18 protein-coding genes are annotated in these 23,250 nt (G+C 41.0%); 10 read left to right on the top strand and 8 right to left on the bottom strand.

Annotation, left to right across the window (positions count from 1 at the left end; all coding sequences use genetic code 11):
- Window positions 1-289 precede the first annotated feature (289 nt).
- Together ATE92_RS02800 and ATE92_RS02795 are read right to left on the bottom strand one after the other, a co-directional pair.
- Entirely contained in the window at window positions 290-4,759 is a 4,470-nt protein-coding gene (locus ATE92_RS02800; RefSeq protein WP_198515592.1) for an HYR domain-containing protein, read from the bottom strand.
- A gap of 1,003 nt (window positions 4,760-5,762) precedes the next feature.
- A complete protein-coding gene (locus tag ATE92_RS02795; RefSeq protein ID WP_100802250.1) occupies window positions 5,763-6,491 on the bottom strand; it encodes a hypothetical protein in 729 nt (242 codons plus the stop codon).
- Window positions 6,492-7,170: 679 nt separating this feature from the next.
- Here ATE92_RS02795 and ATE92_RS02790 point away from each other — a divergent pair.
- A complete protein-coding gene (locus ATE92_RS02790; protein WP_100802249.1) occupies window positions 7,171-7,719 on the top strand; it encodes a YSC84-related protein in 549 nt (182 codons plus the stop codon).
- A gap of 404 nt (window positions 7,720-8,123) precedes the next feature.
- Window positions 8,124-8,795 carry an HAD family phosphatase gene (locus tag ATE92_RS02785; RefSeq protein ID WP_100802248.1) on the top strand — a complete coding sequence of 224 codons (672 nt, stop codon included), beginning with the start codon at window positions 8,124-8,126 and terminating at the stop codon, window positions 8,793-8,795.
- Window positions 8,796-8,984: 189 nt separating this feature from the next.
- Here ATE92_RS02785 and ATE92_RS02780 read toward each other — a convergent pair whose 3' ends face one another.
- Window positions 8,985-9,911 carry a GAF domain-containing protein gene (locus ATE92_RS02780; protein ID WP_100802247.1) on the bottom strand — a complete coding sequence of 309 codons (927 nt, stop codon included), beginning with the start codon at window positions 9,909-9,911 and terminating at the stop codon, window positions 8,985-8,987.
- Window positions 9,912-10,440: 529 nt separating this feature from the next.
- Here ATE92_RS02780 and ATE92_RS02775 point away from each other — a divergent pair.
- The 8 genes from ATE92_RS02775 (at window position 10,441) to der (ending at window position 19,620) form a co-directional block, all read left to right on the top strand.
- Window positions 10,441-12,429 (top strand): ATP-binding protein, encoded by a 1,989-nt coding sequence (locus tag ATE92_RS02775; RefSeq protein ID WP_100802246.1) that lies wholly within the window; start codon window positions 10,441-10,443, stop codon window positions 12,427-12,429.
- A gap of 11 nt (window positions 12,430-12,440) precedes the next feature.
- Complete coding sequence (locus tag ATE92_RS02770; RefSeq protein WP_100802245.1) at window positions 12,441-12,821, top strand: PleD family two-component system response regulator; 381 nt, start codon at window positions 12,441-12,443, stop codon at window positions 12,819-12,821.
- 408 nt (window positions 12,822-13,229) lie between these two features.
- Window positions 13,230-14,480 (top strand): sodium:proton antiporter, encoded by a 1,251-nt coding sequence (locus tag ATE92_RS02765; protein WP_100802244.1) that lies wholly within the window; start codon window positions 13,230-13,232, stop codon window positions 14,478-14,480.
- Between the two features lie 130 nt (window positions 14,481-14,610).
- Window positions 14,611-15,147 carry a Crp/Fnr family transcriptional regulator gene (locus ATE92_RS02760; RefSeq protein WP_100802243.1) on the top strand — a complete coding sequence of 179 codons (537 nt, stop codon included), beginning with the start codon at window positions 14,611-14,613 and terminating at the stop codon, window positions 15,145-15,147.
- Between the two features lie 196 nt (window positions 15,148-15,343).
- Window positions 15,344-15,928 carry a diheme cytochrome c-553 gene (locus tag ATE92_RS02755; protein WP_100802242.1) on the top strand — a complete coding sequence of 195 codons (585 nt, stop codon included), beginning with the start codon at window positions 15,344-15,346 and terminating at the stop codon, window positions 15,926-15,928.
- Between the two features lie 37 nt (window positions 15,929-15,965).
- Window positions 15,966-17,141, top strand: a complete 1,176-nt coding sequence (locus ATE92_RS02750; protein WP_100802241.1) for a hypothetical protein — start codon at window positions 15,966-15,968, stop codon at window positions 17,139-17,141.
- Window positions 17,142-17,332: 191 nt separating this feature from the next.
- Window positions 17,333-18,217, top strand: a complete 885-nt coding sequence (era, locus tag ATE92_RS02745) for a GTPase Era (RefSeq protein ID WP_100802240.1) — start codon at window positions 17,333-17,335, stop codon at window positions 18,215-18,217.
- A 101-nt stretch (window positions 18,218-18,318) separates the two neighbouring features.
- Window positions 18,319-19,620 (top strand): ribosome biogenesis GTPase Der, encoded by a 1,302-nt coding sequence (gene der / locus ATE92_RS02740; protein WP_100802239.1) that lies wholly within the window; start codon window positions 18,319-18,321, stop codon window positions 19,618-19,620.
- 313 nt (window positions 19,621-19,933) lie between these two features.
- Here the strand turns inward: der and ATE92_RS02730 are convergent, their stop codons facing one another.
- From ATE92_RS02730 to ATE92_RS02710, 5 genes are all read right to left on the bottom strand, one after another.
- Complete coding sequence (locus tag ATE92_RS02730) at window positions 19,934-20,734, bottom strand: YgcG family protein (protein WP_100802238.1); 801 nt, start codon at window positions 20,732-20,734, stop codon at window positions 19,934-19,936.
- An 88-nt stretch (window positions 20,735-20,822) separates the two neighbouring features.
- Window positions 20,823-21,260 carry a TPM domain-containing protein gene (locus tag ATE92_RS02725; RefSeq protein ID WP_100802237.1) on the bottom strand — a complete coding sequence of 146 codons (438 nt, stop codon included), beginning with the start codon at window positions 21,258-21,260 and terminating at the stop codon, window positions 20,823-20,825.
- A gap of 5 nt (window positions 21,261-21,265) precedes the next feature.
- Window positions 21,266-21,865, bottom strand: coding sequence for a LemA family protein (locus tag ATE92_RS02720; protein WP_100802236.1), 600 nt, complete (start codon window positions 21,863-21,865; stop codon window positions 21,266-21,268).
- 11 nt (window positions 21,866-21,876) lie between these two features.
- Complete coding sequence (locus ATE92_RS02715; RefSeq protein WP_100802235.1) at window positions 21,877-22,206, bottom strand: MerR family transcriptional regulator; 330 nt, start codon at window positions 22,204-22,206, stop codon at window positions 21,877-21,879.
- On the bottom strand, window positions 22,206-23,183 hold the full coding sequence (locus tag ATE92_RS02710) for a M23 family metallopeptidase (protein WP_100802234.1): 978 nt from the start codon (window positions 23,181-23,183) through the stop codon (window positions 22,206-22,208). Before ATE92_RS02710 ends, ATE92_RS02715 begins: the two co-directional genes overlap by 1 nt.
- Window positions 23,184-23,250: the final 67 nt, after the last annotated feature.

Raw genomic sequence — 23,250 nt, 5'->3', positions numbered from 1 at the left:
AATTAATAAGTTTTACTTTCAACTCACAAAAACAGTGAAGAGTGAATCGTGAGTAGTGAAAAGAAAGCAGGAATCAACGAATTAGAGAATTGGCGAAGAAAAGGTAGAAAAGAATTAAGAATTAATAATTAAGAGTAAATTAGATTACTTACAGCTTACAGCTTACAGCTTACAGCTTACAGCCTATTGCCTATTGCCATTCAGCTTACAGCATATAAACTACGAGAAGTAGATAACAAAAAAAAGACCGCTCATTGAGCGGTCTTTTTTGATTATATAACTAACTTATTTATTCCTTAATAAGTTGTTTGGTCATTTGACTATCTGTTCCTTTTATAACGAACATATACGTCGAACTGGCCAATTCTGAAACATCGATGGTTTTCTCTGCGTCCATATTTACCAGGTCGATTGTTTTAATCAATCTTCCGGTTAGGTCGTAGATGGCCACACTTTGCAGTTCCACATTATTTGGATTGCTTAGCATCACATAGTCCGTTGCCGGGTTAGGATACAATACAATGCTCGAAATATCGGCTGTTGTATCTCCTATACCTAGTATCGTATCTACGGTAAGCTCGAACGTACAGGTGGCTACATTGCCATATTCATCTTCGGCAGTGATAGTTACTGTGTAGGTTCCATCAGGTAGTAATGTTCCTGCTGCAGGATCTTGTGAGGTAATCACCACAGGATCTGTACAGTTGTCGGTAGCCGTTGCTTCACCAAGGGCGAAGTAATCAGGTACTTCATAGAACAAGTTTCCTGCTCCCGGATCTACAGTCTGATCGGCCGGACAAGTAAGCACAGGAGCTAACAGGTCTACCACCGTTACAACTGCGGTACATGTACTTAGGTTTCCGTTTACGTCCTGGCTAAACACCTGAACGGTAACCGGAGTCCCTATATCACTACAATCGAATTCGAAGATATCTACAGCAATCGTTAAAACACCACAGGCATCGTCGTTGGTTGCGATCACATCTTCAGGAACAATAGTAGCAGTTCCATCTGCTCCCAGTTCGAGAGTGATGTCCATACAAACAAGATCGGGAGAGGTGTTATCCTCTACCGTTACAACGGCAGTACAGGTACTAACGTTTCCGTTTACATCGGTTACCGTAAGTACAACCGGATTGTCTCCAACATCGGCACAGGTAAAGGTGTCGATATCTAAATCGTAAGAAGCAATACCACAGGCATCGGTAGATGCTCCGCCTATATCACTACCTAAGATAGTAACTGTTCCTGTTGGGTCCAGTTGCACAGTAATATCCATACAAACAGCCACCGGATCTGTTACGTCTTCTACTGTTACAATAGCAGTACAAGAGGATACATTTCCGTTGACATCGGTTACGGTAAGTACCACAGGATTATCTCCTACATCACTACAGTCGAAGGTATCTACATCGATAGTCATTGTGGCAATACCACAATTATCGGTTGAACCACCGTCCACATCGGCTGCAACAATAGATGCATCTCCAAATTCATCTAACTGAATAGTGATATCCATACAAACCGCCATAGGCGCTTCGTTATCGGTTACTGTGATGGTAAAGCTACACACGGAAGTGTTTCCGTGAATATCTGTTGCAGTATACTCAATGGTAGAAACTCCTACAGGAAACTGACTTCCACTAGGTAAGCCGGCTGTTTGCACCACAGAAGCAACACCACAGTTATCAAATGCAATGGCATCCGGGAAGGTAACAATAGAATAGCATTGTCCCGGATTGGTATTCACCGCCACATCGGCCGGACACGCAATAACCGGAACTTCATTATCTTCAATAGTAATGACAGTAGTACAGCTTGCCGTTTGACCATTTCCGTCGTCTACCGTCCATATTATGCTGTATACACCGGGCGCTAGGACTTCTCCTGCCATGGTATCTGTTGAGTTAAAGTCGTTGATGATACTTCCATCAGGACAGTTGTCTGTAAAGGTTGCATCAAACTCGGTTCCTACGACAGTGTATTCACACACTCCCGGATCTGTATCTCGTGTTCCATCGGCAGCACAAGAGATTACAGGGTCTTCGTTGTCTTCAACAGTTATAACAGTAGTACAAGTAGCTGTTTGCCCGTTTCCGTCATTTACAGTCCATATAACGGTAGTGACTCCCTTAGGAAGCACTACACCTGCCATGGTATCTGTTGAGTTATAATTGTTAAATATTACACCCGAAGTACAGTTGTCTGTAAAGGTGGCATCAAATTCGGTTCCTTGTACTGTATAGGTACAAACTCCCGAATCTGTATCCCGTGTTCCATCGGCAGCACATGTAATTACCGGATCTTCGGTGTCTTCCACAGTGACTGAATCTGAATCACTGTTGGTACATCCATTAGCATCTGTATAGGTATATGTTAATATATGTGTTCCGTTTCCAGAAGCTCCGGCATCAAATGTATAGGTCATTCCGTTACCGTCATCGGTAACACCGGGACCGCTATATACTCCACCTGTAGGGGAACCGCCACCTTGGGCAATCAACACATCTCCCGGACAAACAGGGCTTGGAGGTGCTGTAAAAGTTACGGTTGGTAGGGCAAATACTTCAACATCGTCTGAATCGCTAGCGGTACAACCATTTGCATCGGTAAATGTATAGGTCAAGGTGTGCACTCCAACACCTGCAGCAGCAGGGTCAAAGCTATAGGTCATTCCGTTACCATCATCGGTAACACCGGGACCACTATATACTCCACCTGAAGGTGTTCCACCACCAAGACCGGCCTGTACACCTGCATCAATACAAAGATCGGCCGGTGCTGTAAAAGTTACGGTTGGTAGGGCAAATACTTCAACATCATCTGAATCGCTACCGGTACATCCATTTGCATCGGTAAATGTATATGTCAAGGTGTGCACTCCAACGCCTGCAGCAGCAGGGTCAAAGCTATAAGTCATTCCGTTACCATCATCGGTAACACCGGGACCACTATATACTCCACCTGAGGGTGTTCCACCACCAAGACCGGCCTGTACACCTGCATCAATACAAAGATCGGCCGGTGCTGTAAAAGTTACGGTTGGTAGGGCAAATACTTCAACATCATCTGAATCGCTACCGGTACATCCATTTGCATCGGTAAATGTATAGGTCAAGGTGTGCACTCCAACACCTGCAGCAGCAGGGTCAAAGCTATAAGTCATTCCGTTACCATCATCGGTAACACCGGGACCACTATATACGCCACCTGAAGGTGTTCCACCACCAAGACCGGCCTGTACACCTGCATCAATACAAAGATCGGCCGGTGCTGTAAAAGTTACGGTTGGTAGGGCAAATACTTCAACATCATCTGAATCGCTACCGGTACATCCATTTGCATCGGTAAATGTATAGGTCAAGGTGTGCACTCCAACACCTGCAGCAGCAGGGTCAAAGCTATAAGTCATTCCGTTACCATCATCGGTAACACCGGCGCCACTATATACTCCACCTGAGGGTGATCCACCACCAAGACCGGCCTGTACACCTGCGTCAATACAAAGATCGGCCGGTGCTGTAAAAGTTACGGTTGGTAGGGCAAATACTTCAACATCATCTGAATCGCTACCGGTACATCCATTTGCATCGGTAAATGTATAGGTCAAGGTGTGCACTCCAACACCTGCAGCAGCAGGGTCAAAGCTATAGGTCATTCCATTACCATCATCGGTTACACCGGCGCCACTATATACGCCACCTGAGGGTGATCCACCACCAAGACCGGCCTGTACACCTGCGTCAATACAAAGATCGGCAAGTGCTGTAAAGGTTACGGTTGGTAGGGCAAATACTTCAACATCATCTGAATCGCTAGCGCTACATCCATTTGCATCGGTAAATGTATAGGTCAAGGTGTGCACTCCAGCACCTGCAGCAGCAGGGTCGAAGCTATAGGTCATTCCATTACCATCATCGGTAACACCGGCGCCACTATATACGCCACCTGAGGGTGATCCACCACCAAGACCGGCTTGTACACCTGCATCAATACAAAGATCGGCAAGTGCTGTAAAAGTTACGGTTGGAGGGGTAAATACAGTTACATCAACCGTTCCGCAAGCTCCGGGGACAACACATCCACCTTCCCCTCTGGCATAATAGGTTGTAGTTGTTACCGGATTCACTACAAGAGAAGTTCCAGAACCTATAGAGGTGCCTCCACAAGAGCCGGTATACCATTGCCAATTGGTTGCATCATTTAAAGTACCCGTAAGACTAAGCGTTACGGCACCACCTGGACAAACACTTGATGGAGTAGCTGAAAGTACTGGTATCGTTGGGTCTGTACAAGCCAATGCCGCAACAGTTACGACCAAAGTCCAGGTTGTGTTAAAAGCAGTACCATTATCAACACTTATAACGCCGGGTGAACTGGCAATTGGCAGAGTACCCGGAAAATCCCAAGCGGTTATTGGGGTGGCTGGCTGACCAGGAGGAGTCCAAGAATCTGAAGGATTACAGGTTGAAAATGGATTCCAACACATGGTACCCGACGATACAGAAGCCGGATCGGTTACGCCAAGGGTAACATTGGTAATCTCCATGGCAGCTGGTAATGTTAGATCAAACCATTGTGAAATGGACGGTCCCGATGTCGTTACGGTACTTGAAATAGTATTTGTTCCAACTCCAAGTACCAGCGGTGTTGGGCTGGCCGAACTGCCGGAATACGGACCACTATACGTAATTTGTCCAATGGCAGAGCTCAGGACAAACACAAATAGCAGTGTTAATAATAGAGTAATTTTTTTCATAGAATTGTTTTTGGAATTTTTTTCCCTGAAGCGGGTTCGACTTGTGCAAAAAGTTGCATTCACCAAGGTGGTAAGTCCCTTGGGACTAAGTAATTGTAATAGCATAAGATGGGGGTATTAAATGTATTATTGATTGATTGATTATTAATGGATTAGATATGGCGAATATATCATTAATTAACGCCTAATCAAAGTCAAGATGTAGTATAAATCCGTTAAACGGCTTAAGAATAGGCGCTTAAACGTTAAAATTTAACATTTGGCCGACACAATAAATGTGTATATCGACCATAACTTATAATTATTCTTTTTTTTCTTTCTGAAAGTAAATGAACTTAAATGTAGTTTCAAAAGTTGGTATTTGGTGAGTAGTGAAGAGTGAGCAGTGAGCGGTGAGAAGTGAGAAGAAAATAGATGTTAGAAAATAGAAAAGAGACTCTTTGTTATTAAAATTTAAATATTACTTCGTAAATCGTAAATCGTAAATCGTAAATCGTAAATCGTAAATCGTAAATCGTAAATCGTAAATCGTAAATCGTGAACGGTGAGCAGTGAAAAGTGAGGAGTGAAGAGTGAGAAGTGAATTTTTATTTTTGCTTACTGCTTACTGCTTACTGCTTACTGCTTACTGCTTACTGCTTACTGCTTACTGCTTACTGCTTACTGCTCGCATCTCACATCCCACCGCCTAAAGCTTAAAGCCCATCACCGATTATATAATCAAAAAACACATCTGCCCCGATTATTCTCAGTAGTATTGTTGAGTTTCATTACCAACGGAAGGTATTGCTTTGTTCTTAAGAGGGCGGTTTGGCGCGATACGGTCATAGCCTGTCGCTTTCGATGCTTTTAAAATTTTACTAGGACCACTGTACCACTAGGTTTTTTAAAGAAGCGAAAGTTACTATCTAGTTTTTTATGGATTCATGAATTTTTTACAGATTAATAACGGTCACGGCTATTTTGCAGTTGCCTTAAATTGTTCGATTCATATTAATTGGTATTATTTTATCATGGTTGTTAAAAACGTCTGTATGGCTTCCGATTTGCCAAGGGGTTCCAAAAAACAGGTATATACATTCACTCCTACCGCAAGATAAGTTGCGGGGTGCTTTAATTTTTTGTACTTCAATGCGGCAAGTAAGGTGAGACCAATTATAAATACCTGAGTAAAATAATTGGGCAACATAATATCGATACTTGGCCATTCTGCTATATGCATATCTACATACACATTTTGTATCCCACGAGCCAGAGCCGGCATCATTATTATAAAGACAGTAGTAATGAGCCACCATGCGTGATCTTCCAATTTTTTTCTGTGGAGAATACTTTGTATTACGGCATATCCAAAGGCTATAATCATCGGGATTTCCACAGCAGCAACACCGAAAAAAAACCAGGGTTCAAACGGACCAAAGTTGTCCGGCATCGCCAGAGCCCTTTGTGTTGTCACTATGTCCCTATGCATCATACTGAATGCCGTGAGACACACTCCGCCTGCTAAGAACATTCCAATAATTCCGTTGGTGCGATGCAGAGCCATTTTTCCATGTGTTGCAAAATAGGGTTGAATTATTAAATAGATATACCATATGGTGCCGGTCCAATAATGGACGTGAACCGCCCAGGCGTTGTCTGTAAAATCACCCCAATAGTCTTCGAAAATTCCCAGTTGCATCAATGCCAACGGGATGAGCATCCATATGTATAAATCTTTATACTTTTCCATAATAAAAGTGTCAGTTTTTACTCTTATTCGTACGTCACAATTCTAATTAATTTGCTTTACACTAAAACTATTCAACATGAATTTGCTCGCTATTTCAGTCAGTTTGTTTCATATCTCCGTGCACCGTGCTGACGCACTGTAAAATTCAACCGGATTGGGTAGCGAGATACACTTTTTTTTCTGAAACCAAATTACAAAATTAGGTTTGATAAATGATCGTTGATATTCAAATTGTTGATTTTAACTTCTTCATCTCAAGATGTTTGTAAATTGCGAACAGTGACTCGGGACTAAGGATTAGCGAATTGGTTAAGTAGCGAATGAGAGAATTGGTGAAGAAAAGTGGAAAGGGAAAAGCCAAAAGAGATTAGAGGTTAGCGAATAGGGAAAAGAGAAAAGTAAAGAGAGAATAGACAATAGAAATTAATTTTGCTAACATCTAACATCTAACATCTAACATCTAACATCTAACATCTAACATCTAACATCTCACATCTCACATCTAACATCTAACATCTAACATCTAACATCTCACATCTAACATCTAACATCTCACATCTCACTGCTCACTGCTCACTTTCACCCCCAACATTAGCAAACCTTTCACATAGAATAACATCCCTTTAACGCCTTTAAGCGCTTTGATGGAGTAATTTTATAGTCTAATAAAAAGCAAACTATGAAAACACTAAAAATGACATTAGTATTACTGTTGCTGGCCAACGGAGTACTATTTGCACAGAATGACAAAGACCGCGAAATTATACGGGACGCCGAACAGGCCAAATCGGCTTTTATAGCCGAAAACAACACCATTGCTACTTATTTTGACAATGCCGTTGCCTATGTGATCTTTCCCAATGTTGGGAAGGGAGCGCTAATTGTAGGAGCCGCCTCCGGAAACGGAGTGGTTACGCATAATGGAAAACAGGTAGGTATGGCCAATTTAAAGCAGGTGGATATCGGACTCCAGGCAGGAGGTAAAACCTATAGTGAGGTAATCTTTTTTGAAACGGAAGAGGCCTTTCAACATTTTACCAACAACGAATTTGAATTCGCTGCCGGGGCTTCTGCAGTCGCTCTAAAGAGCGGAGAAGCCGTAAATGCCGAATACCGCGACGGAGTAGCAGTCTATGCTTTACCCAAGGCAGGATTGATGGCCGAAGCCTCTGTGGGCGGACAAAAATTTGAATATCATCCCTTTACCCATAATAGTAATAATAGATAATTGGGGCACCGCTGTTGGAGCATTAGCTCCGGCCGGAGCGAAACCACTTTAGAAACCCTGTATGAAGAATGGGTTTTTGGAGTGGTTTTTTTTGAATATAGGGAAAAGGGAAAAGGAAAAAGGAAAAGGGAATAGGAATTAGTGAGTCGTGAGTCGTGAGTCGTGAAGCGTGAAAAGAGACTAGGGAATAGGGAAAAGAGAAAAGAGAAAAGAGAAAAGTAAAGAGAGAATAGACAATAGAAATTAATTCTGCTAACATCTAACATCTAACATCTAACATCTAACATCTAACATCTAACATCTAACATCTAACATCTAACAGCTCACCACTCACCGTCCTCCCCAACAATAGCATCGCATTTACATAGAATAAAACCACTTTCTTTATCTTCGCAAAAAAAAGCATGCTCAAAGCAGTGTTATTCGATATGGACGGGGTGATAGTAGACACCGAACCCCTGCACAAAAAAGCCTATTTTAACATGTTTGCCGATGTGGACATTGCTGTTTCGGAAGCTTTATATGAAAGCTTTACCGGGCAATCTACCTTAAATATCTGCAAGCAATTATGTGACCAATTCACGCTCGAACACGCACCGGAAACTCTGGTAGGCATAAAACGCTCACATTTTAAGTCACTTTTTGAAAATGATACAGAACTCGCTCTGCTGGATGGCGTTCTGGAACTTATTAAAGACTATCATCGCAACAAACTAACACTCGTCTTAGCCTCTTCGGCTTCCATGCCCAACATTGACAGGATATTTAATCGCTTCGATTTAAATCGGTATTTTACGGCCAAGCTTAGCGGTGCCGACCTGCAAGCTTCCAAACCCCATCCCGAGATTTTTATAAAAGCTGCCGCTGCAAGCGGTCATGATTCCCGCCACTGTATGGTAATTGAAGATTCCACTAACGGAATTACCGCAGCCAAAGCCGCCGGTATATTTTGTGTGGGCTACAACAGTCTCAATTCCAAAAATCAGGATTACTCCAAAGCCGATAGGGTGATTTCAAATTTTAACGAGATTGATTTTGCAAAGGTGAAGGACTGGAATGTAGGGAATAGGGAATAGGGATAAGGGAATAGGGAATAGGGAATAGGGAAAAGAGAAAAGAGAAAAGAGAAAAGAGAAAAGAGATAATAGAAATTAATTTTGCTAACATCTAACATCTAACATCTAACATCTAACATCTAACATCTAACATCTAACATCTAACATCTAACATCTAACATCTAACATCTAACATCTCACATCTCACACCTAGATCGCCATCTTTAACCGATGGAATTCGTTTCCAAATTGCCGGGAAAATTTTGTTAAAAATTGATTCAGGTAGTCAAGATTATTGGGTGTGCTGCTATTTAAAAGAACAATTACTCCTTCAATGGCCCCTTTGAAAAATATTGGAACCGCCATAGCAAATTGTATTCGGGTTCGTTTGGCATTGTAAACTCGAACAAAATTCTTACAATGTTTCACAGAGTCCCAAATTTCAATCTTCCCTGATTTCCAAGCGGTTCCCGGAAGTCCTTGCCCATAGGCTGTACTTTTAAAGTTGCAAATACGCAGAAATGTAATCGTATGTTTTGTCTCCACATGACTAGTGGTGAATTTGGTAAGCTGATTATTATTGCGAGTTGGAATCCAGCCTTCTGCAATATCCATTTCAGTAAACTTCAGTAACATATCCAGCATTTCGGGGAAACTTTCCTCAATAGATATTGCTGAAGTAATCTTTTCGTGTAGCTTTCTATAAAACTCCATTTCCAGAGTTTCGAGCTTTTCTTTTTTTATGCCATTCAAATCCGTCTGATTTCGACTATGAAGCCATCTGGTAAGAATTGTATGTAAACGCATAGGTTTCAAGGCATTTTCAGAAACCATATCGAAAATTCCCCATGCAAAGAAATTATTAATCTCGGTGGTGCCAAACGATGTATTCAAAGTAATAAATGCCGTTTGTGGATTGTTGTCAATAGCTTCTTTTAAAAGACTCTGTGAGGACTTCGTATCAAGATACCAAAACACCAGATGAGGAGCTGTATCGGGCATTGACCAAATTGGTTTAAATGAACACTCAAAATGAGCAATCTTAGATGTTTTCAATTCCTCCTCCAGAATTGCTTGTTCCTTCGAAGGGAAATTTATGGCAATAACAATATAAGAGGGTATCTTGAGGATACTCATAACGTAAGGGATAAATAGGTTTGTTACCGTAAAAATAGATAAAATTCATATTCGATTTTACCCGAAAACGTTATTGTTATGATAAAAACATACAAGGAATTCTTAATTTGTGGAAAATCAAACTTTTAGTGAAGAGTGAACGGGGAAGGGTGAAGGGTGAAGAGTGAAGAGTGAAGAGTGAATAGGAAATAGGGATTAGGGATTAGGGAATAGGGAATAGGGATTAGGGATTAGGGATTAGTAATTAGGGAATAGTAATTAGGGAATAGGGAATAGGGAATAGGGAAAAGAGAAAAGAGAAAAGTAAAGAGAGAATAGAGAATAGAAATTAATTTTGCTAAAATCTAAAATCTAAAATCTAAAATCTAAAATCTAAAATCTAAAATCTAAAATCTAAAATCTAACATCTCACATCTCACATCTCACATCTCACCTCTCACCTCTCACCGTTTATTAATATCCACGCTCAACCTCTTTCAAAATGAACTAATTTCAAATTAATCACTATCTTTATTCAGACCATACCACAATGAAGATGGGTAAAACCATTAAAAAAAATATTTCTGCAATACCTCACGATTCCTTCTTGCGTAATGCAGGTGAAATGGGACAACTTATTCGTGCTAAAAATTGGGGAGATACGGTACTAGGACCCATGGAAAATTGGCCTCAAAGCCTAAAAACCGGCCTCAGTATATTACTCCATTCAAAATTCCCGAAATTTCTTTTTTGGGGCCCGGACCTCATTTGTTTTTATAACGATGCTTTTAGACCTAGTTTGGGCAAAGAAGGCAAACACCCCGATATGTTAGGTTCTCGAGGAGAAGATTATTGGGGAGAAATTTGGGACATCATAAAACCTTTAATCGATCAGGTGCTGGATGGATATGAAGCCGTCTGGAGCGAAGATCAGTTAATACCAATCTATAGAAACGGAGCTATAGAAAATGTGTATTGGACCTTTAGTTATAGTCCTATTTCAGACGAATCGGGAAAAGTAGCCGGGGTATGGGTTACCTGTATCGAAACAACACAAAAGGTTTTTACCATGCAGGAATTGGAAGAAAGCAAGGATCAGCTTCACTTTGCAATAGAAGCAGCCAATTTGGCGACCTGGGATTACAACCCCAAGCTCAATCTTTTTAGGGCTAACAAAAGGCTGCAGGAATGGTTTAATCTTGACGGCCCCGATATTAATCCTGAGATTGCTTATTTATCGGTATGTGAGATAGACAGAGAGCGAGTTCGAAAAGCAATCGAATGGGCCATGACGTATGAGTCCGGGGGAGCATACGATATTACGTATCTGCTGTATGAGAAAAATTCTGTTAAAAAAAGGGTGGTAAGAGCTATTGGACGTGCATGGTTTAATGAAAATAAAGAGGTGTATCGATTTAACGGAATCCTTCAGGACGTAACCGAACAACATGTGGCTGAAGCTAAAGTGCAGGCAGCTATGCATAAACTTTCCGAAAGCGAAATAAGATTTCGTAATGTAGCCAATAGTGCTCCGGTACTTATTAAAATGACAGATGACCAGGCGCGTATTAGATTTGTAAATAAATTGTGGCTGGATTTTACCGGGCGTGCCGCAGATTATTATCTGGGATCCACAGCGCTAATGGACATACATCAGGATGAACGAGAAACAACAAAATCTAAATATGAAGTTGCCTTTAAACTTCAAAAAGAGTATCGGGCCGAATACAGAGTGAAACGAAAGGATGGCTCGTATAGGTGGATATCGAATATAGGAGTTCCCAGATTTACGGAGGATGGAAATTTTGAAGGTTATATCCATGCACTAATGGATATTCATGACATAAAAATGCAAGAGCATCAAAAGGATTTGTTTATCGGAATGGCAAGCCACGAACTCAAAACACCCGTGACATCCATAAAAGGATATACCCAAGTACTTCAAAGTGCATATAAGGATAGTGATGACAAATTACTAAAAAGTTCCCTGGATATAATCGACAAACAAATTCGGGTACTTACCAATCTTATCTCAGACCTTTTGGATTTGTCCAAAATGAAAACCGGCGGTCTTGACCTTAATTTCGAAACGTTCAATCTCAATAACCTGATTGTGGCTGCTATTCGGGAAATGAAACTTATAAACCCTACTTATGAATTTACATTTGTAAAAGGAGAGGGTACAACTATAGTAGCAGACAAGAATCGTATTAGACAAGTTTTAATAAATTTACTTACCAATGCAGTTAAATATTCACCACATTCAAAACTAATAGAAATTAAAAGCATATTTACAAAAAACACTGTCTCTGTACATATTCGCGATTTTGGAATTGGCATCAAAAAGGAGAATCAGAAAAAAATATTCGACCGATTTTTTAGAGAAGAAGGAAAGGATGAAAAAACTTTTCCGGGATTCGGAATCGGACTGTATATTGCATCAGATATCATAAAAAAACACAAAGGAACCATTGGAGTAAAGAGTGAAAAGGGAAAAGGTTCCGACTTTCATATTACTATTCCTATCGTAAAAAGCTAAAACCCACTACAATGACAAACCAAACCACACAAATCCTTATCATTGAAGACTCCGAAAATATATTGTCACTTCTCGAACTGATGCTCGATCTTCAAGGCTGGAAAATATCAGGAAGAGATAATGTTGATAATATTATTGAAGCGCTTACGACCAACAAACCCGATTTAATTCTAATGGATATGTTACTGTCAGGCGCCAACGGTTGTGATGCCTGTAAACTCATAAAAATGACTCCGGCGACAAGACATATCCCCGTAATTATGATGTCTGCACACCCGTCGGGACAATTGGATTGCATAGGAGCAGGAGCCGATTTTTTTATACCGAAACCTTTCGAAATGAACGACCTGATCGAAGCAATTGTTTCTAATTTGAATAAAAGTGAATCGTGAATGGTGAATGGTGAAGGGTGAAGGGTGATTAGTAATTAGGGAATAGGGAATAGGGAATAGAGATTAGTTTACTTCTAACTTCTAACTTCTAACTTCTAACTTCTAACTTCTAACATCTAACATCTAACATCTAACTTTCAACTTTCAATCGTAAATCGTAAATCGTGAAGAGTGAAGAGTGAAGAGTGAAGAGTGATTAGTAATTAGTAATGAGGGATTAGGAATTAGGGAATAGAGATTAGTTTATTTCTAACATCTAACATCTAACATCTAACATCTAACATCTAACATCTAACATCTAACTTTCAACTTTCAACTTTCAACTCACATCTCACATCTCACAACTCATATCTCATGGCTTTATATGAATCGGAATCCGTATCTTCGTCTTAACACGACTACCAACCTATGGACTACTATTTTATTGCTTCAATTCTCGTGGTATTGGCGGCGGCTTTCGGCTATATCAACGTTCGCTTTTTAAAACTGCCTAATACCATCGGACTCATGTTAATCACCATCGTTTTTACGTTGGTTGTATTTGCGATAAGCTATTTTGACAGCACGCTTTTGGATGCCGAAAAGTTTATCATCACGCAAATCGATTTCAAAAGTGTATTGCTGGATGTAATGCTGAGTTTTTTATTATTCGCCGGAGCCTTACACACCAATTTCGAACAACTGAAAGTACAACGCTGGCCGGTATTGGTCTTTGCCACAGCAGGAGTTCTAGTGTCCACTTTTTTGGTTGGAACAGCCATGTTCTATGTTTTACAGCTGTTTGGACTTGAGATTGCATATATCTACTGCTTACTGTTTGGAGCCCTTATTTCGCCTACAGACCCCATTGCCGTATTAGGAATTCTGAAAAAAGCCGGAGTACCCAAAAAACTGGAAACCAAAATCGTTGGTGAATCCTTGTTCAACGACGGGGTAGGAGTAGTGATCTTTCTAACCATTTTTCAAATTGCCAATCTGCATGGCGCAACATTCGAACCCACAGATATCATCGTATTGTTTGGGCAGGAAGTGCTTGGAGGCATTGCCTTGGGCTTATTATTAGGTTGGGTTACCTATCGATTGATGAAATCCATAGACGACTATGACATTGAGGTAATAATTACCTTGGCTGCCGTGATGGGAGGTACCTTAATTGCACAGAAATTTCACCTATCCGCTCCACTTGCCATGGTAACAGCAGGACTTTTTGTAGGAAACGATACCGTTCGCGCTTCTACCATGTCTGAAATTACCGAAACCTATGTTGACAAGTTCTGGGAGCTCATCGATATTTTACTAAACACCATACTTTTTGTCCTAATTGGTATGGAAATGCTCGTTTTAACCTACGAAGGCCATTATATTGTGGCGGGAATCATTGCCATTCCAATTGTTCTGGCGTGTCGTTTTACATCGTTGGTACTACCTATCAATTTCTTTAAAAAACGTCTGGATTTTGTACCCAACACCAATATTATTATGACCTGGGGCGGACTTCGTGGCGGAATTTCAATAGCTCTTGCTTTAGGACTCACTCAGGAAATGCATCGCGACCTGTTTTTAGTCATCACCTACGTGGTGGTGGTATTCTCTATTTTAGTCCAAGGACTAACCGTTGAGAAGTTGGTGAAACGCCTGGCGAAGGGAAATGGGGATTAGTAATTAGTTATTAGGGAATAGGGAATAGGGAATAGGGAATAGTTTACTTAAAACTTAAAAATTGTGGATCAACTATTAATCACTTTATTCTACAAAGCTGTATTTTTATTGTTAAAAGCTTTTTGTATCGATGAAACAGATGCAACTTTTGTTTGAAAAGATTGTAGAACAAGGATTGTGGTCTAAGAAATTAGCTCTGAAAAAAAATGAGTACCTCAAAGTTTCAGGGACTACGGACACAAACCTGTACTTTGTGATGAAAGGAAGTCTACGGATTTTTGTGTTAGATGATCGCAATGAGCATACAATTCGCTTTGGATATAAAAATAATCTGATAGGGGATCTCGAGAGTTTTATTACTGAAAGCCCTTCCGAATACTACATACAAGCCATAAAAGCGACGCAGCTAAAGGTGGTTACAAAGCAGACCATCCTTCAGCTGAATGAAAGCGCTCCCGAATTACAAAAAAACTGGACTGAAATACTCGAGTTGGTTCTCATTCAACAACTGGCCAGAGAACGGGATCTGCTTACCATCTCGCCGGTGGAACGCTTGCAACGAGTGTCCAAACGCAGTCCTTTACTGTTTCAGGAAATACCCTCAAAATATATTGCTTCTTATTTGCGAATGACCCCCGAAACGCTTTCCAGAATAAAGAAAGGCTAGATCGATCCTTTCGCAATACAGTTATTTTTCAGTTTAAAAAATTCCCATATTTCTGTTAGAAAGTGGAGCTGCTGATTTTTTTTATTAGCTATTGTAACATTTTCAATTTTTTTGAATCTATTGATTTCAATCAATTTCCGGGTTGGCATTAATTAAGAATTTTGCGACCTGATTAACAATTATAAAAAATAAGAAAATGAAAACACATGTTTTAAAAGGCATCGCAGTATTAATGGGTCTGCTTGCCTTGGGTTGTAATGAGCCGAAAGACACTACTGAAGCAGGTGACGGCTACGAATCTCAAGCCGAGCTTACAGATCGCATTGAGAGAGGGCGATATTTGGTGAATGTACTCGGGTGTACCGATTGTCATTCTCCCAAGATCATGACCGCCCGTGGCCCCGAATCGGACCCCGACAGGTTTTTATCAGGTCACGATGAAAATGAGACCTTGCCGGGATACGACCTTGCAATTACAAAATCGTTTGTGCTGTTTAATATGAATGGTACAGCAGTGGTAGGCCCCTGGGGGACTTCGTTTGCAGCTAATCTAACGCCCGATGATACCGGAATTGGCACCTGGTCTGAAGCGCAATTTTTGAAAGCCATAAAAGAAGGCAAGTTTAAAGGTCTGGATGGAAGTCGATCTTTGCTGCCTCCCATGCCCTGGCAGTCGTATTCACACATGCCGAATGAAGATCTTAAGGCCGTATTCGCATATTTAAAGAGCATAAAACCTGTTGAGAACGTAGTGCCTGCAGCCATTGCACCCGGCAGTTAGTATATCAAAATAGTATTCATCAATTAAAACCAAAATTATGTATAAAATAACCAAGTACCTAGTAATAATGCTACTTACCCTACAAAGTGGTGTAGCGCAAACGTTGAATAATTCTCCCTTGGGGAAAAACGATCTGTTTAGCCTGCTAAAGGCGGTTCCTGTTTTACAAGCAACCCCGGAAGCAGCTTTTCTCTATAAGTGTAACAACGATGTGAACTGTCAGAGTGGTTCTCCGCTCGAAGATCAATACGATGCATTCAAGCAAAAGATGGAATTGTTTAGCAACAATATGCAGGCGGCTTTAAGTGCAAAACACAATGACTATTTGAACGAAAAAGGCACGGACGGTATTCACAGGGACTTAAAAAATCAGGTGAATGAAAATGGCATTGTTAAAGACATGGGAGGCATCGATAAGATTAGTGGTATGAGTGAGCGTGAACTCGAAATCTCCGCCAAAAAGGCTGCAGCTTCACAGATGTCATCCATGCCCTTTAGTCCGTTTTCGGAGGCAGAGATGCAACGTATGATGAGCGATCCCGATTATGCTAGACAAATGACGGAAAAGTTTAATAATATGACCGATGCTCAAAAAGCAGCCCTGGTTCAGGGAAAGCTTGCAACCATGGACAATTCGGTCTCCAATGAGGAATTCGAACAACAAATGAAAGGAGCGCAAGAGGTGAAAAATGCCATAGATGTTACGGCCTTTGTAAATAATAGCATTCAAAAAATGAGAGAAGCCTTGGCGACCTATGGAACCAAACTTAATAATGCACGAGCTACAAAAGGAAATCACAATGACCTTCGTGCAAATTATGAAACGGAATATCAAAAAATTCCGTTGGTGGAGATGGGTGAAGGACAAATCCCTGATCCGGCGAAAGTTAGGGAGCTAAAACGCAACTACGCACATAAACATAAGAAGAGAGCGGCTATGGAACTTGAATTGGCCATAGGCGAGTTTCGTCAGTTTGAAGCTGCTATTAGTGCGTGTATTTCAGACTATTATGCCTACCTGGATGTAAACGAATTTCGTATTAACGGATCGATGAATGCCCTTTATAAAGGTACAAACACAGAAGTCAGCTTGGCACAATTAGAGCTGGGGATTGGAGCAGCCATAGGCGATTTGGCCGCGCTGAGTTTTAGTGAAAACACAATAGCTTCCGGATACGAGCAGCAATTACAGCTTGAATTGAATGCAAGGTAAGTTTGTTGGTGAAGAGTGAACAGTGAGCAGTGAGCAGTGATGAGTGAATAGGGAAAAGGGAATAGGGAATAGTTTACTTAAAACTTTTAACAGCCTACAGTCTACAGCCTACAGCATATAGCTTAAAGCCTACAGCTTAAAGCTTACATCTTACAGCCAAATTTATCCTACCTTTGTCAAAAAATAAATCAATGGCGCACAAAGCGGGATTTGTAAATATTATCGGGAACCCAAATGTTGGGAAGAGCACCCTCATGAACGCCTTTGTTGGTGAGCGGTTATCTATTATAACTTCCAAGGCACAGACTACTCGTCACCGCATCTTAGGGATTGTAAATGGTGATGATTTTCAGGTGATTCTAAGTGATACCCCGGGAATCATTAAACCGGCCTATGAGCTTCAGGAAAGTATGATGAGTTTTGTGAAATCGGCGTTTGAAGATGCCGATGTGCTCCTGTATCTCGTGGAATTGGGTGAAAAGGAATTAAAGGATGAAGCTTTTTTCAGAAAAATAACAAATGCAACCATCCCGGTGCTGTTGCTCATCAATAAAATTGATGTGGGAGATGAGCAAAAACTGGCTGAAGCCCTTGCCCTTTGGCAGGAAAAAGTTCCCAATGCCGAAATATTTGCGATTTCCGCACTAAAGAATTTTGGCGTAGCCGAAGTGTTTACCCGTATCATCGATCTTTTGCCCGAATCCCCGCCTTTTTACCCAAAAGATCAGTTAACCGATAAGCCTGAGCGATTTTTTGTTAATGAAACCATTCGCGAGAAAATCCTTGTACATTACAAAAAGGAGATTCCGTATTCGGTCGAAATTGTCACTGAAGAGTTTTTTGAAGAAGATCATATAATTCGAATGCGTAGTGTTATTATGGTGGAACGTGAGACCCAAAAAGGAATCATAATTGGGCACAAAGGAGCACCTCTAAAACGCGTGGGAACTGAGGCTCGGAAGGATTTGGAAAAATTCTTCGGAAAACAGGTGCATTTAGAGTTGTATGTAAAAGTAAATAAGAATTGGCGTAGCGATGCAAGGCAATTGCGACGCTTTGGCTACAACAATTCCTGAATCGTAAGACCTCACACTTCATATTCGAAGTAAAACTACTTCAAAGTTAATATGTTAGTTGGTGTAAAAGCATTACTTTTGCACACCTAAAAATTTAAGTTATGAGTATCGTTGCCATAGTAGGAAGACCGAATGTTGGAAAATCTACCTTTTTTAATAGATTAATCCAACGTCGTGAGGCTATTGTGGATGCTTCAAGTGGTGTTACAAGAGATCGTCATTACGGGAAAAGTGACTGGAACGGAAAAAATTTCTCGTTAATTGATACGGGGGGTTATGTAAAAGGGAGTGACGATGTTTTTGAAGCTGAAATCGATAAGCAGGTAGAACTTGCCATAGCCGAAGCAGACGCGATTATCTTTATGGTAGATGTCGAAAACGGTGTCACAGGGATGGATGAGGTGGTTTCGAAACTACTTCGGAAATCACATAAACCTGTATTTCTTGCCGTAAACAAAGTGGATAGTGCCAATCGTGTGAACGATGCAGTCGAATTCTATTCCTTAGGCTTCGAAAAATATTATATGCTATCCAGTATTAGCGGTAGCGGAACAGGCGATTTGTTGGATGATTTGGTTGAATCCTTACCCGAAACTCCCGAAAAAGAAGAAGTTGAATTACCTCGTTTTGCAGTGGTAGGAAGACCTAATGCCGGAAAATCATCGTTTATCAATGCACTTATCGGGGAAGACCGTTATATAGTTACCGATATTGCGGGAACTACGCGTGATAGTATGGACACCAAATACAACCGATTCGGATTCGAATTTAATTTGGTGGATACTGCGGGAATTCGGAAAAAGAGTAAGGTAAAGGAAGATGTTGAATTCTATTCGGTAATGCGAAGTGTCCGCGCTATCGAGCATTGCGATGTAATGATTCTTGTGTTCGACGCGACACGTGGTTTTGACGGACAGGTTCAAAATATTTTCTGGTTGGCACACCGAAATAACAAGGGTGTTGTGATTCTCGCCAATAAATGGGATCTTGTCGAAAAGGACAATCAAAGCGTCAAGGAATTTGAAAAGTATGTTCGTCAGCAATGTGAACCCTTTGTGGATGTCCCGGTAATTTTTATGTCGGTTTTAACCAAACAGCGAATTTTTAAGGCCATTGAAACTGCTGTTGAGGTATATACCAATCGGAGTAAAAAGATAAAAACAAGTTTGCTAAACGATACCATGCTTCCTATTATTGAAGCATTTCCTCCGCCTCAATACAAAGGCAAGTACATAAAAATTAAGTATTGTACTCAATTACCAACTCCATACCCCAGTTTTGCTTTTTTCGCAAACCTTCCACAGTATGTAAAAGAGCCTTACAAACGATTTTTGGAGAATAAATTGAGAGAAAACTTCGACTTTACCGGAGTCCCGGTGACTGTTTATATTCGGAAAAAGTAAATTTTGGTGAAGAGTGAACAGTGAGCAGTGAGCTGTGAAAAGGGAAGAGGGAATAGCGAAAAGGGAATAGCGAAAAGGGAAGAGCGAAGAGGGAATAGGGAATAGCGAAAAGGGAATAGCGAATAGGGAATATCGAAAAGGGAATATCGAAAAGGGAAGAGCGAAAAGGAATTAGATTTGCCTACTGCCTGCAGCCTACAGCTTTTCCTTTTCCAAATCCCAAATCGTAAATCGTTAATCGTTAATCGTAAATCGTAAATCGTTAATAGTATTAATTTTACTAATCCTATTTACTAACTCCGAATCCCTTCAATTACCAACTCCCGCTGGCACCACCGCCACCAAAGCCTCCGCCGCCGAAACCACCACCAAAGCCTCCGCCTCCGCCAAAGCTGCCACCTCCTGAACTTCCGCCACCATAGCCTCCGGTGCGCCCCATATTGCTGAGAATAATAACGTCCAGCATACTGCCGGTTCCTCCTCCACCGCCACCCCGACCTCCTTTTTTAAAGGAAAGTGCAATCACGAGAATAATAAAAACAATCAAGAAAATCTCAATAGGTCCCAAGGAAATGCCGTCATTAAATTTTCGGTCCTCCTTAAACTCGCCATTCAAGGCCGCGAAAATTGCGGTTGTACCCTTGTTTAAACCCGCGTAATAGTCTCCGGTTTTAAATTCGGGAATAATCACCCTATTTATAATACGTTCTGCTATGAGATCGGTCATTCTGTATTCAATCCCATACCCGGTATTAATGTCAATGGTTCTGTCTCCCTTGGCCAAAAGAATAAGAATCCCGTTGTCTTCTGCGGCTTGCCCAATGCCCCATTTTTGTCCCCATTTGGCTCCGAGTAACGAAATGTCCTCTCCTTTGGTGGAATTTATTACAACAATTACAATCTGTGTAGAGGTAGTATCGGCGTAGTTTTTAAGTTTTGTTTTTAAGGCGTCTTGCTGCGGAAGGGAAAGCAAATTGATATAATCGTAGACAGCTTCTGCTTTTTCGGGTTTAGGCGGAATTTCATACTGTGCCGAAACCGCTTCCGAAAGAAAGAAAAGCAGGAGCAATAAGCCAGCAACCTTGTATTTTGAAATAATCCGAAACAATTTCATTTGATTTTAGTTTAGCTGAAAATTTGCACTTTTAACCCATCACCCATCACCCATCACCCATCACCCATCACCCATCACCCATCACCCATCACCCTATCGAAATCTCATCGGGCAGCTCATTGCGATCGGTTTTAGTATATGGAAAGTGTTTTTTTAGCTGCTCTCCGGCCTTTAAGACACCATCAATCAAACCTTGCGCAACGTTTCCGGCTTTAAAATGATTGATAATCGTATCTTTTGTGCTTTCCCAAAATTGAGGTGACACCACATCATTAATGCCTTTATCACCCATAATTACTAGTGTCCGGTCTTCCACAGCCACATAAATAAGCACACCATTACTTAGTTTTGTATTGTCCATATGCAGGAAATCGAACACTTCGGCGGCCCGGTCAAATGCATCTATGGTACTGTGTGCTTCCAGATGTACACGAATTTCACCGGAGGTGTTTTTTTCGGCCTTTCTGATAGCTTCAATTACCTGTATTTCCTCTTCGCGGGTTAAAAAATCTTCTACCTTAGACATGCTGTTTATTTGCTGAAATCGAATTCTACTTTGGGAGCATTTTCACTGCCGGCTTCAGCTTCGTAATAGGCTTTAGAAGTAAATCCGAGCATTCCGGCTACCAGATTGGTGGGTACTTTCCGTATGGCAGTATTGAGTTCACGTGCGGTTTCATTGTAGCGATTTCGTTCCACATTGATTCGGTTTTCGGTGCGTTCCAGTTCGTTAATAAGCTCCTTAAAATTTTCATTCGCCTTTAAGTCGGGATAGCGCTCAAAAACGGCAAGTAATCTGGACAACGCCGAACTCAAGCCCGTTTGTACTTGTTGAAATTGCTCCAATTGCTGTGGGGTAATGTTGGTTGGATCTATGGTCACTGCTGTTGCCTTACTGCGTGCTTCAATTACCTGCGTGAGTGTTTCCTGTTCAAACTCGGCATAACCTTTGGCGGTATTCACAATATTGGGGATGAGATCGGCACGCCGTTGGTACGAACTTTCCACATTTGCCCATTGGGCAGCAACGTTTTCTTCCATGGGAACCAGTTTATTATTCACACTGGCCATCCAGGCTCCAATAACTAAAATAAATGCTAACACTATAAATACCGGAATCCATTTTTTCATGACCGTAGATTTTAAAGTTGTTCTTTAATTTTAAGCAATTCGGCTTTCACTGTTTCCAATTTACGAATTATCTCAAATCGGTCGAGCGTTTGCTGTTTGTTTTCTTTGAGATGTGTTTTGGCGCCTTCCAGTGTAAATCCGCGTTCTTTTACCAGATGGTAAATCAATTCGAGATTTTTTATATCCTGAGGTGTAAACTTTCGGTTGCCCTTGGCATTTTTCTTGGGCTGCAGCACATCAAACTCCTTTTCCCAAAAACGAATGAGGGAGGTATTTACATCGAAGGCCCGGGCGACCTCGCCAATACCGTAATATCGTTTTTCAGGAAGTTCTATGTGCATTAGTCAAGTGATTGATTTTCCTGTTGAGATGCTAGTAACATACTTGCAAATTCTTCCGGAGTTAGGTTTCCGTAATAGAAATTAATAGGATTAATACGTTCCCCGTCCTTAAAGATTTCGTAGTGTAAATGAGGGGCTTCAGAGCGTCCTGTACTTCCCACAAATCCGATGAGATCGCCTCGTTTTACTCTTTGCCCATTCCTAACGTTGAACTTGTACAAGTGCGCATAGAGACTCTCATAACCATAACTATGATCTATACGTATATGATTTCCATAGCCTGAAGCGGTATTGTCTGCACGAATCACTATCCCGTCACCCGAAGCGTATACCGGCGTTCCACGAGGTGCGGTAAAATCCATTCCAAAGTGAAACTTACTTCCCTTGGTAAAGGGATCTGTACGATATCCGAAACCGGAAGCCATACGCGTAAGGTCTTCATTTTTAACCGGTTGAATGGCAGGGATAGCCGATAATAATTCTTCCTTTTCTTCGGCCAATTGGGCAATTTCATCTAGAGAACGCGATTGCACCACAATTTGTTTGGTTAAAATATCCAAACGTTTACTGGAAGCGATAATTAATTTCGAATTGTCGAAACCTTCCAAATCTTTGTATCGGTTAACACCACCAAATCCTGCTTGACGCTGTTCGATAGGAATGGGATTGGCTTCAAAATACACACGATACAAATTGTTGTCTCGATTGGCAACTTCAGCTAAAACAGATTCGGCTTCTGCCATTTTTTTATTGAGAATCTGAAACTGCAGCTCCATATTGGAGAGTTCGCGCTTCAGTGTTTTTTCTTTTGGAGTCTCTACATAGGGCAAATTTATATATACCAACAGCAAAAGAAATCCGCTTAACATCATACCCGCGAGACTGAGTAAAAAAATACCAAGCCTACGGCCTTTCTTTTTTTCTATTTTTCGATAGGACAGGGTTTCACTATCGTAGTAATATTTAACCTTAGACATACGTTAAAAAAACTTATTTTTGCTCGATGATGGGTAGTGCCAATTGTACTTAACGATTTACAAATAT

The organism is Ulvibacter sp. MAR_2010_11, assembly GCF_002813135.1.
Lineage (GTDB): Bacteria > Bacteroidota > Bacteroidia > Flavobacteriales > Flavobacteriaceae > Altibacter.
Note: the sequence above shows the minus strand (reverse complement) of the source record. Positions and strands in the feature narration are given on the sequence as shown.

Excerpts from the sequence above, each read along its gene's own strand:
- ATE92_RS02795 (WP_100802250.1), bottom strand. The coding sequence starts at position 6,491 with ATGGAAAAGTATAAAGATTTATACATATGGATGCTCATCCCGTTGGCA.
- ATE92_RS02725 (WP_100802237.1), bottom strand. The coding sequence starts at position 21,260 with ATGTCTAAGGTAGAAGATTTTTTAACCCGCGAAGAGGAAATACAGGTA.
- der (WP_100802239.1), top strand. The coding sequence starts at position 18,319 with ATGAGTATCGTTGCCATAGTAGGAAGACCGAATGTTGGAAAATCTACC.
- ATE92_RS02785 (WP_100802248.1), top strand. The coding sequence starts at position 8,124 with ATGCTCAAAGCAGTGTTATTCGATATGGACGGGGTGATAGTAGACACC.
- ATE92_RS02755 (WP_100802242.1), top strand. The coding sequence starts at position 15,344 with ATGAAAACACATGTTTTAAAAGGCATCGCAGTATTAATGGGTCTGCTT.
- ATE92_RS02770 (WP_100802245.1), top strand. The coding sequence starts at position 12,441 with ATGACAAACCAAACCACACAAATCCTTATCATTGAAGACTCCGAAAAT.
- ATE92_RS02720 (WP_100802236.1), bottom strand. The coding sequence starts at position 21,865 with ATGAAAAAATGGATTCCGGTATTTATAGTGTTAGCATTTATTTTAGTT.
- ATE92_RS02775 (WP_100802246.1), top strand. The coding sequence starts at position 10,441 with ATGAAGATGGGTAAAACCATTAAAAAAAATATTTCTGCAATACCTCAC.
- ATE92_RS02710 (WP_100802234.1), bottom strand. The coding sequence starts at position 23,183 with ATGTCTAAGGTTAAATATTACTACGATAGTGAAACCCTGTCCTATCGA.
- ATE92_RS02750 (WP_100802241.1), top strand. The coding sequence starts at position 15,966 with ATGTATAAAATAACCAAGTACCTAGTAATAATGCTACTTACCCTACAA.
- ATE92_RS02760 (WP_100802243.1), top strand. The coding sequence starts at position 14,611 with ATGAAACAGATGCAACTTTTGTTTGAAAAGATTGTAGAACAAGGATTG.
- ATE92_RS02780 (WP_100802247.1), bottom strand. The coding sequence starts at position 9,911 with ATGAGTATCCTCAAGATACCCTCTTATATTGTTATTGCCATAAATTTC.
- ATE92_RS02790 (WP_100802249.1), top strand. The coding sequence starts at position 7,171 with ATGAAAACACTAAAAATGACATTAGTATTACTGTTGCTGGCCAACGGA.
- ATE92_RS02730 (WP_100802238.1), bottom strand. The coding sequence starts at position 20,734 with ATGAAATTGTTTCGGATTATTTCAAAATACAAGGTTGCTGGCTTATTG.
- ATE92_RS02715 (WP_100802235.1), bottom strand. The coding sequence starts at position 22,206 with ATGCACATAGAACTTCCTGAAAAACGATATTACGGTATTGGCGAGGTC.
- ATE92_RS02800 (WP_198515592.1), bottom strand. The coding sequence starts at position 4,759 with ATGAAAAAAATTACTCTATTATTAACACTGCTATTTGTGTTTGTCCTG.
- era (WP_100802240.1), top strand. The coding sequence starts at position 17,333 with ATGGCGCACAAAGCGGGATTTGTAAATATTATCGGGAACCCAAATGTT.
- ATE92_RS02765 (WP_100802244.1), top strand. The coding sequence starts at position 13,230 with ATGGACTACTATTTTATTGCTTCAATTCTCGTGGTATTGGCGGCGGCT.